Annotated in this window: 10 protein-coding genes; 2 read left to right on the top strand and 8 right to left on the bottom strand. The window is 64.9% G+C overall.

All coding sequences use genetic code 11. The annotated features are described in order from the left end of the window. Positions 1-86 precede the first annotated feature (86 nt). Positions 87-2687: a UvrD-helicase domain-containing protein gene (locus tag P3C39_RS04355; protein ID WP_275952748.1), complete on the top strand. Its 2601-nt coding sequence runs from the start codon at positions 87-89 to the stop codon at positions 2685-2687. A gap of 147 nt (positions 2688-2834) precedes the next feature. Here P3C39_RS04355 and P3C39_RS04350 read toward each other — a convergent pair whose 3' ends face one another. From P3C39_RS04350 to P3C39_RS04330, 5 genes are all read right to left on the bottom strand, one after another. Continuing rightward, positions 2835-3884: an ABC transporter permease gene (locus tag P3C39_RS04350; protein ID WP_027160618.1), complete on the bottom strand. Its 1050-nt coding sequence runs from the start codon at positions 3882-3884 to the stop codon at positions 2835-2837. After that, entirely contained in the window at positions 3881-4678 is a 798-nt protein-coding gene (locus P3C39_RS04345) for an ATP-binding cassette domain-containing protein (RefSeq protein WP_127369457.1), read from the bottom strand. Before P3C39_RS04345 ends, P3C39_RS04350 begins: the two co-directional genes overlap by 4 nt. A gap of 89 nt (positions 4679-4767) precedes the next feature. Then, positions 4768-5781: a substrate-binding domain-containing protein gene (locus P3C39_RS04340; protein ID WP_013530992.1), complete on the bottom strand. Its 1014-nt coding sequence runs from the start codon at positions 5779-5781 to the stop codon at positions 4768-4770. Between the two features lie 103 nt (positions 5782-5884). Continuing rightward, positions 5885-6793, bottom strand: coding sequence for a sugar phosphate isomerase/epimerase (locus P3C39_RS04335; RefSeq protein ID WP_013530991.1), 909 nt, complete (start codon positions 6791-6793; stop codon positions 5885-5887). Then, positions 6790-7821, bottom strand: coding sequence for a Gfo/Idh/MocA family oxidoreductase (locus tag P3C39_RS04330; RefSeq protein ID WP_027160620.1), 1032 nt, complete (start codon positions 7819-7821; stop codon positions 6790-6792). The genes P3C39_RS04335 and P3C39_RS04330 overlap by 4 nt, the downstream gene beginning before the upstream one ends. A 196-nt stretch (positions 7822-8017) precedes the next feature. On the opposite strand from P3C39_RS04330, the gene P3C39_RS04325 reads away from it, so the two are divergent. Beyond that, entirely contained in the window at positions 8018-9043 is a 1026-nt protein-coding gene (locus P3C39_RS04325; RefSeq protein WP_063168292.1) for a LacI family DNA-binding transcriptional regulator, read from the top strand. 184 nt (positions 9044-9227) lie between these two features. Here P3C39_RS04325 and P3C39_RS04320 read toward each other — a convergent pair whose 3' ends face one another. The 3 genes from P3C39_RS04320 to P3C39_RS04310 form a co-directional block, all read right to left on the bottom strand. Continuing rightward, positions 9228-9542: a hypothetical protein gene (locus tag P3C39_RS04320; protein ID WP_013530988.1), complete on the bottom strand. Its 315-nt coding sequence runs from the start codon at positions 9540-9542 to the stop codon at positions 9228-9230. A gap of 119 nt (positions 9543-9661) precedes the next feature. Then, entirely contained in the window at positions 9662-11215 is a 1554-nt protein-coding gene (locus P3C39_RS04315; RefSeq protein WP_275952747.1) for a trimethylamine methyltransferase family protein, read from the bottom strand. Positions 11216-11227: 12 nt separating this feature from the next. After that, positions 11228-13639 carry an FAD-dependent oxidoreductase gene (locus P3C39_RS04310; protein ID WP_275952746.1) on the bottom strand — a complete coding sequence of 804 codons (2412 nt, stop codon included), beginning with the start codon at positions 13637-13639 and terminating at the stop codon, positions 11228-11230. Positions 13640-13861: the final 222 nt, after the last annotated feature.

Below are 13861 nucleotides of genomic sequence, written 5' to 3'. Positions count from 1 at the left end.
CCCGTACATCCTTGCCGCCAGCACTTTAGCGGAACAAAACGTAGACAGTTCTGGTCTTTCCCCACCGAATCACTACATTCGGGGCAATGTCCGGCTTTTCCGAAGACATGCCCTTTTTCGACGAACCCAATGCGCGGCCCTCGGCCCCGTCGGGCATTGCCGCGCGCGCCATGGCTGCCCGCAGCGGACACAACAACGCACCCGACTATCTGAAGGGCCTGAACCCGGAGCAGCGGCTGGCGGTGGAAACCACCGAAGGCCCCGTTCTGGTGCTGGCCGGCGCCGGCACCGGCAAGACCCGCGTGCTCACCACCCGCATCGCCTACATACTTGATACCAAACGGGCTTGGCCTTCCGAGATTCTCGCCGTCACCTTCACCAACAAGGCTGCGCGCGAGATGAAGCAGCGGATCGGTATCCTGATCGGCGAAGGCAATGTCGAGGGCATGCCATGGCTCGGCACCTTCCACTCGATTGGAGTGAAGCTGCTTCGCAGACATGCCGAACTCGCCGGCCTGCGCTCCGACTTCACCATCCTCGACACCGACGACGTCGTGCGGCTGATCAAGCAGTTGATCCAGGCCGAGGGGCTGGACGACAAGCGCTGGCCGGCCAAGCAGTTCGCCCAGATGATCGACGGCTGGAAGAACAAGGGGCAAGGCCCCGCCGACATCGCCGAGGGCGACGCGCGTGCCTTCGCCAACGGCAAGGGCCGCGAACTCTACAAGGCCTATCAGGAGCGGCTGAAGACGCTGAACGCCTGCGATTTCGGCGACCTGCTCTGCCACCCGATCCGCATCTTGCGCGCCAATCCGGACGTGCTGAAGGAATACCACAAGCGCTTCAAGTACATCCTCGTCGACGAGTACCAGGACACCAACACCGCCCAGTACATGTGGCTGCGGCTGTTGGCGCAGCGGCCTCAAGGCAAGCCGATCTCCCCCCTTGAGGGGGAGATTGGGCGCTCTTCGGCCGAAACCCGCGCCACCGTTAACATCTGCTGCGTCGGCGATGACGATCAATCCATCTATGGCTGGCGCGGCGCCGAGGTCGACAACATCCTGCGTTTCGACAAGGATTTTCCCGGCGCCACCATCATCCGGCTGGAGCGCAACTACCGCTCGACCGCGCACATCCTTGGTGCCGCCTCCCACCTCATCGCCCACAATGAGGGCCGCTTCGGCAAGACGCTGTTCACGGATCGCAACGATCCCGAGGATGGCAAGGTCAATGTCCACGCCGCCTGGGATTCCGAAGAAGAAGCCCGCGCCATCGGCGAGACCATCGAGGCCTATCAGCGTCAGAAGCACAATCTCAACGACATGGCTATTCTTGTCCGTGCATCCTTCCAGATGCGGGCCTTCGAGGATCGCTTCATCACACTCGGCCTCAACTACCGCGTCATCGGTGGCCCGCGCTTCTACGAGCGCCTGGAAATCCGCGACGCCATGGCTTTCTTCCGTGTCGTCGCGCAGGGCGCCGACGACCTCGCTTTCGAACGCATCGTCAATGTGCCCAAGCGCGGCTTGGGCGAAGCCACCATCCGCCAGATCCACGACACCGCCCGTGCGCTGCGCATCCCTATGCTGGAGGCCGCCGCCAAGCTCGCCGAAAGCGACGAGTTGAAGCCGAAGCCGCGCGCCGCCTTGCGCGAAGTGGCGGCCAATTTCGAGCGCTGGCAGAAGGCGCTGGAAACCACGCCGCACACCGAACTCGCCGAGACCATTCTCGAAGAGAGCGGCTACACGGACATGTGGAAGAACGACCGCTCGGTCGAAGCCCCCGGCCGGCTGGAGAATCTGAAAGAGCTGATCCGCTCGATGGAGGAATACGAGTCGCTGCGTTCCTTCCTCGAGCATGTCGCACTGGTCATGGACGCCGAGCAGAATGCCGGGCTCGACGCCGTCTCGATCATGACGCTGCATTCGGCCAAGGGCCTCGAATTCGAGACCGTCTTCCTGCCCGGCTGGGAGGAAGGCCTGTTCCCGCATCAGCGCGCGCTCGATGAAGGCGGCCGCTCCGGGCTGGAGGAAGAGCGCCGCCTCGCCTATGTCGGCCTGACGCGGGCCAAGAAGAACCTGCATATCTGGTTTGTCTCCAACCGCCAGATCCATGGCCTGTGGCAGTCGACGATCCCGTCGCGCTTCCTCGAGGAATTGCCGAACGCCCATGTCGAGGTCGCTGAAAGCGGCAACTCCTACGGCGGCTACGGCAATTCCTATGGCGGCGGTTCCTTTGCCTCCGGCCGCGGCGGCCAGGGCGCAGGACGGCAGAACCCCTATGGCGCCTCGCGCTTCGACAATGTCGGCGCCGACAGCGAAAAATCCGGCGCCTTCTCCAACACCTATGCGACGCCGGGCTGGCAGCGCGCGCAGGCCAACCGCACCGAGGCGACCGACCGCAACTGGGGCTCGCGCTCGGGCCACCAGGTCGAGCGCATCGGCTACGGCGAGACGGACAGCGGCTACGGCGCCGGCCGCACCTCGGTCAAGGGCCGCACCATCGACGGCGAGCTGGTCGCCAAATCCGTCTCCGACAAGCCGTCCGCCTTCAACGTCGGCGACCGTGTCTTCCACCAGAAATTCGGCAACGGCAACATCTCGGCCATCGAAGGCAACAAGCTGACCATCGACTTCGACAAAGCCGGCCAGAAACGCGTGCTGGATGGGTTTGTGGCTGCGGTGTGAAGATGGCGTTTTCCCCGCGGAAGCCTCACCTTCGTCATCCACGGGCGAAGCAAGGAGCGTAGCGACGCGGCGCAGACCCGAGGATGACGAAGTGATTGATGTCTACGCCAATCGTCAAGGCATGCGGTCCGCCAACGAAACAGCCCCTCACCGATACCGCGCCTGATTCCATTTGTGCCCCAGCAGCGACAGGATGATGATCAGCCCGTTGAAGAACTGCACATAGAAACCGCTCAATCCCGCCGCCACGACGCCGGTCTGGATGAAGGACACGGTGACCGCGCCGATGGCGCCGCCGACGACGGTGCCGATGCCGCCCCAGGTCGGCGTGCCGCCGACGAACACCGAGGCCAGCACCGGCAGGAGATAGCCGTCACCGGCGGTCGGCCACCAGGTGAAGTTGATCATCACCGAGAAGGTGCCGGCGATCGCCGCACCGATGCCGACGAAGACGAACACTTTCACCCGCACGCGCTTGACGTCGATGCCCATCTGCTGGGCGCTGTCGGGATTGTCACCCACCACCCTCACCTGCGCGCCGAAACGATGGCGGTTATAGAGCATCGCCGACAGCACGACGAAGCCGATGGCCCAGAAGATCTGCACCGGAATGCCCAGGAGCTGGCTGGAGAAGATCGTGTAGGCCCAGCTGTCGCTGAGGCTGGTCAGCGCCATCGACTTGCCCTCGTTGATGATCTGGATCAGGCCGCGCAACAGGAAATTCATGCCCAGCGTGGCGATCAACGACGACAGCCCGCCATAGACGACCAGCGAGCCTACGAGGAAGCCGAGCAGCATGCCGGTGACGAGTGCCGCGGCGATGCCGAGAAACGGATCGTAACCGGCCTGCACGACCAGCGCGAAGACCCATGAGGCGAAGCCCATCGTTGCCGGAAACGACAGGTCGATCTCGCCGCAGGTGACGACGAAGACCAGCGGCACCACCACGAACAGCGCAACGGGGAGCGTCGTCAGCACCGAACGGTAGAGATACCAGGTGGTGAAAACGGTCGGGTTGGCGATCAGGAACACCGTCATCATGACGATGAACACGGCGAGCGTGCCGAGCGCGGCACGGTTGTCGAGGATGAAGCCGCGCATCCAGTGATCGGATGGGTGCCTCCATTCCTTCTGAGAACTGGGACGGGGAATGCCGGAGGACGGCTCGTGCAGGTCGGGCTCCATGGTCTTGCTCATCGTGCTCTCTGCTCCGCGTCGCCGGCATCGTGCAGCCCGGCCAATCCGCCGGGATGCGCAACCTCTTCCATGAAGTTGATGAGGTCTTCGGCCGACTTGACCTCGCTGCGGTCGGTCGTCAGTGCGATCCTGCCGCGATCCAGCACCACGAAGCGGTCGGCGATGTCGAAGACATGATGGATGTTGTGGCCGATGAACAGGATCGAGCGGCCGCTCGCCCGCACCTGGCGCACGAAATGGAATACCTTGGCGGTTTCGGTCAGCGACAGCGCCGTCGTCGGTTCGTCGAGGACGATCAGCTCGGCCTGCTTGTAGATGGCGCGGGCGATCGCCACGCCCTGGCGTTCGCCGCCCGAAAGCTGGCCGACGATCGACTGCGGCGTGAACACTTTCGAGGTGAAGCCGATCTCGCGCATCAGCCGGCTTGCCTCCTCGATCTCCTTGTTGACCCTGAGAAAGCCCAAGAATCCGGTCAGCTCGCGGCCCATGAAGATGTTGCGAACGATGGTCTGCTGCACGGCCAGCGCCCGGTCCTGGAACACCGTCTCGATGCCGGCTTCGCGGGAACGCGCCGCGCTCCACCCGGTCACCGGCTTACCACGCACGAGGATTTCGCCGCTGGTCGGCTTGACCACGCCCGAGAGGATCTTGATCAGCGTCGACTTGCCGGCGCCATTGTCACCGAGCAGGCCGACCACCTCGCCGCGGTCGACGCTGAGATTGACCCCGCCCAGCGCATAGACCTGGCCATAGGACTTGCTGATGTCGCGCAGTTCGATGAGGCGTTCGGCCATCGGATGCTCGCTTTCATTGTCTCGTGCCGGCGTCGTCGCCAGCGGTCCCGCCGGCCGGGGCCTGAGATCCCGGCCGGCGGCTTGGGAGGTCAGCGCAGCGCCTGCTTGGCGAGCTCGGCGACGATCTCGTAATTTTCGGGCGTGACGAAGCCGGCGCCGGTGTCGACATTCATCGGCGCCAGCCCCAGCACAACCTGCTGGCAGAGGCTGAGGATCGGCAGATAGCCCTGCAGGAACGGCTGCTGGTCGGCGGTCAATTGCACCCAGCCACCCTTGAAACCCTCGACGATCTGCGGGCTGGTGTCGAAGCCGAAATTGAAGATCTCGCCCGCCTTGCGCCCGGCCGCCTGCATATAGGTCGAGACATTGCCGAGCATCTGCCCGCCGGGATAGCCGACCGCCTTGACGTCGGGATTGTTGAGCAGCGCCGCGGTGATCACCGGAATGGCCAGGTTGGGATCGGACGCCCATTCGCCGCTCGGCGGTGAGGACAACTGGATGACCTCGACGCCGGCTTCCTTGAGCGCCGCCACCGTGCCGCGTTCGCGCGCGCCGCGACTTTCGTTTTCGAACGGGCCGATCATGATCGCCTTGTCGCCGGCCTTCAGCTTGCCCAGTTTGAACGCCTCGGCGCCGAGCGCGCGGCCCTGCTGTTCCTGCTGGGCGCCGACATAGCCGCCGCCGAACGCTTCCACCACCTTCGGCACAGGCACGTTCTGGTACATCATCTTGATGCCGTCCTTGTGCGCCTGTTCGGCGAGCGGCATGATTGATGCGTCGCCCGGATGGCCCATCATGGCGATGCCGTTGGGCTTGACCGCGACGGCCTCGCGCAGTTGCTGCACCATCTTTTCGATGTCCCACTGGGAGAAGATGTAGTCGACCTTCGGCCCCAGATCGGCCTCTGCCTGCTTGGCGCCGTTGTAGACGATGGTGCCGAAAGCGTCGCCCTCGGCGCCGCCGACGAAGAAGCGGATGTGGACGTCCTTGCACCATTTGGCGTCGAGCGCCTGCGCGGGCAAGGTGGAGATCGCAGCGGCAAGCACCGTGGCGGCGGCCACGACGGTCGAGCGCAGAACTGTCCTTCTCATCGTCATGCTCATGCACTTATCCTCCCTTTTTGTCCTCGCAAGCGAGGGGTTTCGACATTCGCTTCGGCAATGTGCGTTGCAGACATCCCGGCCGGCTCCTCCCGCCGGCCGATCCTCACATCGGGTTCGGCAGGTAGCTGGCCCCTCCCCGGCATTGCTTGAGATATTCCAGCGCCCGCACCTGCCCGGTGATTTCGAGATCGCCTCGATAGACAGGGTCGTGCCAGCCTTCGATGTCGATGGCGCCCTTGTATCCGGCCAGCCGCAATTCGCTGATCACCCGCGTCCAGTCGCTGTCGCCGAAGCCCGGCGTTCGCATCTGCACGAAGGGCAGCCGGCCGAACACGCCATGCTCGCGGATGACATCCCAGCGCACCGTCGCGTCCTTGCCGTGGACATGGAAGATGCGCGGCGCCCATTTGCGGATCTGCGGCATCGGATCGATCAGATAGACGAGCTGGTGGCAGGGCTCCCATTCCAGCCCGAGATTGTCGTCCGGCACTTCGTTGAACATCAGCTCCCAGGCGTCCGGATTGTGGGCGATGTTCCAGTCGCCGGCGGCCCAGTTGCCGTCCATCGCGCAGTTCTCGAAGGCGATGCGCACGCCCTTGTCGGCGGCGCGTCTGGCCAGCGGTCCCCAGACCTCCTTGAAGCGCGGCAGGCTGTCGGTCAGCTTCTTGCCGCGCAGGCGGCCGGTGAAGCCGCTGACCATCGAGGTGCCGAACAGATGCGCATTGTCGATGACCGTCTCCCAGGCCTTGAGCACGCCGCGATCGACCTCGCCGTCTTCCAGCGGATTGCCGAACACGCCGAGCGAGGACACGGTGACGTCGGCATCGCCGATCGCCTCGCGGATCTGGCCGGCCAGCCGCGGCAAATCCTTGCCGCCCAGCGTCTGCCAGAAGAAGGGCTGGATGCTCTCGAAGCCGAGCGGCAGGATCTGCTTGATGTAAGCCGCCGGGTCGTCGAGATTGGCCCGCACCATGGTGCCGATCCGGATGTCGAGAAGCGGGTTCGGCGTCATTGTGCTTCCTCTGCGATTGTCACGCGGCGGCCGGTCTCGGCGCTTTCGATGGCGCCAAAAACCATGGCCAGGCTCTTGATGTTGTCGCCGCCGCGCGTTTCCGGCTCGGTGCCGGTCTCGATGGCGTGCATGAAATCCTGGAGAATGCCGAGATGGCCGCCGACGCGATCGGACGCATCGAGCGGCGGCACCTCGATCGGCTGGGTTTTGTCGAACATTCCCTCGCGGCCCGGCATCACTGCTTCTGCCCTCAAATCGTCATGACCGTCCCAGATGAGGCTGCCGCGCTCGGCAACGATGCGCCATGCACTTTCCCAACTGGTGCGGAAGCCGGCCGCGCACCAGCTGCCGGCGTAGGTGAAGACCTTGCCGTCGCCGAGATCGAAGACGGCGCTGGCCGAAGATCCCTGCCTGTACCAGGAACTGGCCGGCTCCCATTCCTGGCAATAGACGCCGGCCGGCTCGCCATTCACCATGTAGCGAGCGGCGTCGAAGGTGTGGATCGCCATGTCGAGCAGCAGCACATGGGCCATCTCCTCGCGAAAACCGCCGAAATGCGGCGCGACGAAGAAGTCGGCGTGGATGCTGGTCGGCGCACCGATGGCGCCGGAGTCCAGGAACCTCCGGATGCGCCTGACATTGGCGACATAGCGGCGGTTCTGCACGACCGCATGGATGCGCCCGGCGCGGCGCGCGGCCTCGACGATGGCGCGCGCATTTTCCGGACTGTCGGCGAGCGGCTTTTCCGTCAGCAGATGGCAATTGTGCGCAAAGGCGGACAGCGCGACCGCGCGCCGGGCGGCGGGAACCACGACATCGAACACCGCTTGCGGTTTGATCTGATCGAGGACGGTATCGAGGCTGCTGCCGATGACGGCATTGGTGAGGCCGTATTCGTGCGCCCGCGCCCGTGCCCTGTCGGCATCGAGATCCACAAGGCCGACAATGGCGAGCCCGTCGACTTGCTGCGCGGCATCGAGCCAGGCCTTGCTCATCGCTCCGCAGCCGACCAGGACGGCATTGATCATCCGGCGCTCCTCCTCCGCTCGGTCCCTCCAGACCGATCGTCACGGCATCCACGGCATGACCGTAAACGTTTTTCCGTAAACGTTTACGAGAACACACCCGAAGGCGTAGAATGTCAATTGGCCGCTCGTGAAAATCGTCCTGTCGCCTTGGCCTGAGCGGCTACCGGTGCTAGCCAAGCAAGGGGAGTACAGTCACTTGGCATCCAGCATTCATGACCTTGCCCGTCACCTGAACATTTCGATCGGCACGGTGTCGCGGGCGCTGAACGGCCGCGCCGACGTCAATGCCGACACGCGCCAGCGCGTGCTCGAGGCGGCCAGGACGCTCAACTATTCGCCGAACCAGTCCGGCCGCAGTCTGCGGCAAGGCGCCACCCATTCGATCGCCTTCATGCTGCAGCCGCATCCGGGCGACCAGCAATATGGCGAGCCGTTCTTCATTCCGTTCCTGATCGGGCTGCAGGCCAGGCTTGCGGAAAGCGGGCTCGACCTGACCGTGGTCATGGGCGCGCCGGGCGACTACCAGCAGGAGCGCCTGCGCCGCGTCGTCGAGACGCGCCGCGCCGATGCGGTGCTGCTGGCCTGGACGCGGCGCGAGGATGAACGCATCGACTATCTCACCCAGGCCGGCTTTCCCTTCGCCACGCTCGGCCGCAGCCGCTCCGGAACCAAGTCCTACCCTTCCCTCGACCTCGATTTCGAGAAGGCCGGCGCCGACGCGGTCGACCGCCTCGTGGCGCGCGGCCACCGCCGCATCGCCGCCGTCCGCCCGTCGCTCGACCTTAATTTCGGCTATCTGTTTTTGGTCGGCTATCGCAAGGCCTTGCGGCGGCACGGCATCGAGGTAGACCCCGAGCTGATCGCGTCCGGCTTCATCAACGAGGCCGGCGGCTACGGGGTGACGCCGCAGGTGATGCGCTCCAAGGCTCCGCCGACCGCCATCATCTTCAACAATGACGCGATGGCGCTGGGCGGCTGCAAGGCGCTGGCAGAGATGGGTATCAGGCCGGGTCACGACATGGCAGTGACCGTCATCGTCGACACGCCGCTCTGCCGCTATTTCTCGCCAGCCCTGACCGCCTTCCGCCCGGCGCTGGAGCCGATGGGACAACGGCTCGCGGAAATGCTGCTGGCGTCGCTTCCCGCCTTCGCCGGCCCGGAGGGTCCGCGGATCATCCGCGAGGTCTGGCCGCTGGAACTGGTCGCGCGCGACAGCGATTAATCGCAGCAGCAGGACCTGGCGAATTTGTCAAACGCTGAGCCAGGGTGTGTTGAGATTCAGGTCAGGCCGAGCCGAAAATGATGGCTTTTGAGAACCGGAGCGGAGCGGACATTCGGGTCCGTGAGCACCGGAAGCGCAGAAAGCCGTCGTTTGCAGGCCGGCCTCACCTGAATATCGACATACCCTAGTCCACCTTCTTCTCGCCCCGCTCCCCGGCCTTGACGATGTCGCCCGTGGTGAACAGGATTTCCTTCAGTTCCGCGCGCCAGTCCTTCTTCTGGCGCAGCAGGAATTCGAGATCCATGCCGAAATGCTTGAACTCCTCGCCCTGCGCGTTCTTCATGATGGCGCGCGCCTGCGGGTCCTTCTCCACCGACATGCGCTGTTCGTACCAGCTGATCGCTTCCGCCTCCTCGATCAGCGAGGTGATCATGCGGGCAAAGGTCCGCACCTCCTGCGACAGTTCTTCAGGCGGTTCGTGATACTGGTCGAAACCCATGTCGTCCTCCCCTCAAACAGCACACCGGTGCGCAGTGCACCGGCCGCAGCCTTGAATGCGCGGGAGGCGCTATAGGTTCCGGATCACGCCACAACCAGGGCGATCAGCGGGAGCCAGCCTCAAGACACCGGCGCTGCTCCGCCCTCTGCCGTGCGCCGCGCGATGAACTCGTCCAGCACGCCTGATGTGGCGACGGCCGAGGTCGGCGGCGCGAAATCGGCAAGCACCCGCCTCCAGACGCCGGTGGCGCGCTCGCTCGCCGTCTTCGAGCCGCTTTGCGTCCAGTTGCCGAAATTCGACCAGTCGGCCACCAGCGGTTCATAGAAGGCGGTGCGATAGCGCGCCATGGTGTGGCCGGCCGAGAAGAAATGCCCGCCCGGCTGCACCTCGGCGATAGCTTCGAAACCAATCGTGTCGGTGTCGCCGGGCGTCGCAGCACAAAGTTCAGCCACCGTCTGCAGCGCCTCGATGTCGGTGATCAGTTTCTCGAAGGAGACACTGAGGCCGCCCTCCAGCCAGCCGGCAGCATGGATGCACATCGTCGCCCCGGCCAGCACCGAGCCCCACAGCGCGAACTGCGTCTCGTGCGCGGCCTGCGCGTCGGAGATGTTGGCCGCACTGCCGCCGCCGGACCGCCAAGGCAGCCCGGTGAAGCGCGCCAGTTGGCCGGCGCCCAGCGTCGCCTTGACGTGCTCGGGCGTGCCGAAGGCGGGCGCGCCGGATTTCATGTCGACATTGGAGGAGAACGAGCCGTAGACGACCGGCGCACCCGGCCTCACGATCTGCGCCAGCGTCAGCCCAGCCAGCGCTTCGGCATGCTGCAGCGTCAGCGCGCCGGCGACCGTTATCGGCGCCATGGCGCCCGCCAGGCAGAACGGCGTGATGACGGAGAGCTGGCCCGCGCGAGCGAAATCGATGATGCCTTGCGCCATCGGAATGTCTAGCTGACGCGGCGAGTTGGTGTTGATGACGGTGTAGCAATGCGCGCTTGCCAGAAACTCCTCTTCCGACAAGCCGCGCGCCAGCCGCAGCATCTCGAACCCATCCTCGACTTGCGGCGTGCCGCGCGCGAAGACGAACGGGAGCTTGTCCGACAGCGTCAACTGCGCGCGGTTGACGGCATAGTGCCGAAAGCGGTTGTCGACATCCTGCGGTTCGATGCAGGGCCCCAGCATATGCAGCACATCGAAATGCTGCACCAGCCGCATCAGATCCTCGAAATCCGCCAGTGTTCCCGGCCGCCGGCCGCGCTCGAGATCGGTGACGTTCGGCGCCCCGCACCCGGCCAGGAAGGTCATCGAGCCGAGCTCCAGCGTCAGATCGCGGGCGCGCGAACCGGCGTAAGCGTGGATCGACTTCGGCGCCGAGGCAAGTGCCGCCGTCACCATGTCACGGCCGATGCGCACCATGTCGGTGTCTGGATCGACCAGGGCGCCGGCATTGGCAAAATGCTCACGCGCTTGCGGCAGCAGCACCTTGATGCCGAGCTCTTCCAGCACCCGCAGCGCCGTGTCGTGGATCGAAGCCACCTGGTCGTCCGAAAAGATCGGCTGCGGCAGGAACGGGTTCTTCAGCGAATGGTAATTGGGACGGCGGCTGCTTTCGCTGCCGGCCTCGCCCGTGCGTCCACGCCGGCGCTCGCGCCTGCCGTCCCGTGCCGCGTCATCGACCATCGGAAATCCTCCTCATTGCCGCATTGCCTTGCCCAGGGGATCGTAGGGCGAGGCCGCGACGACACGCGCCGGCCGTTCCTCACCTACGACATGCACGGAGAGCGCGGTGCCCTCGCCCGCGAAATCGCGGTCGATCAGAGCCAGCGCCAGGCTCTTGCCGACCGTATAGCCGTAGCCGCCCGAGGTGACGAAGCCGACGCGTCGGCCCTGATGCCAGACAGGCTCAAAACCGCTGGCATCGGCGTCGAGCGCATCGATTTCCAGCGTCACCAGGCATTGGCCGCTGCCGGCCTCCCGCTGTTTCAACGCTGCTTCGCGGCCGATGAAGTCGCTCTTGCCGAAAGCGATGAAGCGGTCGAGACCGGTCTGGCCCGGCGTATAGCCTTGCGTGAATTCACGCGACCAGATGCCAAAGCTCTTCTCCAGCCGCAGCGCATTGAGCGCATAGTAGCCGATTTCAGCAAGGCCCAGATCCTCGCCCGCAGCCAGCAGCGTGTCGCGCAGGGTGGCGTGCATGGTCACGGGGCAACTGATTTCGAAGCCGAGTTCGCCCGCGATCGACAGCCGCGCCACACGTGCCTGCACCATACCGATGTCGAATGCGCCACAGGCCATGAACGGCAATGCTGCGCCGGAAACATCCTGATGCGTCGTGCGCTCCAGAATCTCCCGCGCATTCGGCCCCGTGAGCAGGAAGCCGCTCATCGTGTCGGAGAGGTCGGCGATGGTGACGCCCTCCGCCGCATGGCTCTCGAACCAGCGCATGTGGAATTCCCGGAGATAGTAGGAGCCCATCAGCCAATAAGAGCCGCCGCCCCAGTTGAAGACGGTGAGGTCGCCCTTCAGCCGTCCGTCATGGCCGAGCATCGGCGCCAGGCCGGCCCGCCCCGGCTTCGGCAATCGGCAGGCGAGCAGCCGGTCGAGCCACGCCTCCGCACCCAGCCCCGACACCGCATAGCGCGCATAGGCCGAGATATCGACGAGGCCGGCGGCGCGCCGCACCTGCAGCGCCTCCTCGCCGACGATGTCGAAGGCGTTGGAGCGCCGCAGCGTCGTGCTCTCGGCAAATCCCATCGGCGCGAAATAGGCCGGGATTTCCAGCCCCCAGGAAGCCGTCCATTCGCATCCCGCCGCGCTCATGCCGTCATAGGCGCCGGGGCGTTTCAGCGGCCGGCCGGCGGGCAGCCGTTCATTGGGAAAGGTCATGACGAAGCGGCGCGAATAGAACTGGCGCGTCGTCTGCCTGAGATATTCGCGGTTGGCGGCGAAGGCACCGTAGCGAGCGATATCCATGCCGAAGATGTCGGCCTGCGGTTCGCCGAAAATCATCCATTCGGCCAGCGACTTGCCGACGCCGCCGCCCTGGCTGAAACCGGCCATGACGCCGCAGGCAACCCAGTAGTTCTTCAGGCCGCGCACCGGCCCGACAATCGGATTGCCGTCCGGCGTGAAGGTGAAGGCGCCGTTGACCCATTTGCGGATACCGGCCGTCGCCAGGCAAGGGAAGCGCTCATGCGCCTTGGCGAGTTCCGGGCTGATGCGGTCGATGTCTTCCGGGATCAGCTCTATGCCGTAGTCCCACGGCGCTCCGTCCATGTTCCAGTGCTTTGGGTTCTGCTCATAGACGCCAAGCAGCACACCCTTGCGCTCCTGCCGCAGGTATGAAAAGCCGTCGAGATCGACGGCGATGCCGATTTCCGTGTCAAGTGCTGCGATCTCCGGAATGTCATCGGTGATGAAATAGTGGTGCTCCATCGGCGTCACCGGCAGGTCGACGCCGGCCATGCGGCCGAGCTGCTTCGCCCACAGCCCGCCGGCATTGACGACATGCTCGGCGATGATGGTGCCCTGCTCGGTGATGACGTCCCAGCGCCCGTCGGCACGTGCTTTCAGCTCGACGACCCGGTTGCGCAAGATGATGTCGGCGCCGCGCTTCTTCGCAGCACCCGCATAGGCATGCGTGGTACCGTACGGGTCGAGGTGACCCTCGTTGGAATCATGCAGGCCGCCTAGCACGCCGGTGACGTCGACGATCGGGCAGATCGCCTTGATCTCGTCGGGCGTGACCAGGCGCGCGGTCTCGATGCCGACCGACTGGAACACGGCCCAGGCTGATTTCAGCCACTCCCAGCGCGCGGGATCGCTGGCGATGTTGACGCCGCCCGTCATGTGCAGGCCGATATCCCAGCCGGATTCGGCCTCGATCTCCCGGTAGAGATTGATGGTGTAGTCCTGCAGCGCCGCCACGTTGGGATCGGCGTTGAGCGCATGGAAGCCTGCCGCCGCGTGCCAGGTCGAACCGGCCGTCAGTTCTGCGCGCTCGATCAGCGCCACATCGCTCCAGCCGAACCGCGTCAGGTGATAGAGCACCGAGGCTCCGACCACGCCACCTCCGATGACGACTGCGCGGTAGTGCGACTTCAAGGCTTCCCCTCCACGGTTGGTCCGAAGACTGGAGCATATATCTACTAGACATAAGTGTCCAGTGCCGGCGCGCGCATCGTTTTTCGTCGACCGCCGGCATGCACTGCGCGCTGTCACGCAAGCATCATGTTCGCGCCGTAGACCGCATTTCGGGGAGGCTTGCGCAGCATCATCGATGTCGCACCTCTTTCAGTTTTTCGTCCCGCGGCCGCTCCGGCACAT

The sequence above is a fragment of the Mesorhizobium sp. XAP4 genome (genome assembly GCF_029269325.1).
Taxonomy (GTDB): domain Bacteria; phylum Pseudomonadota; class Alphaproteobacteria; order Rhizobiales; family Rhizobiaceae; genus Mesorhizobium; species Mesorhizobium ciceri.
This window is presented reverse-complemented; position numbering and strand designations above follow the sequence as displayed.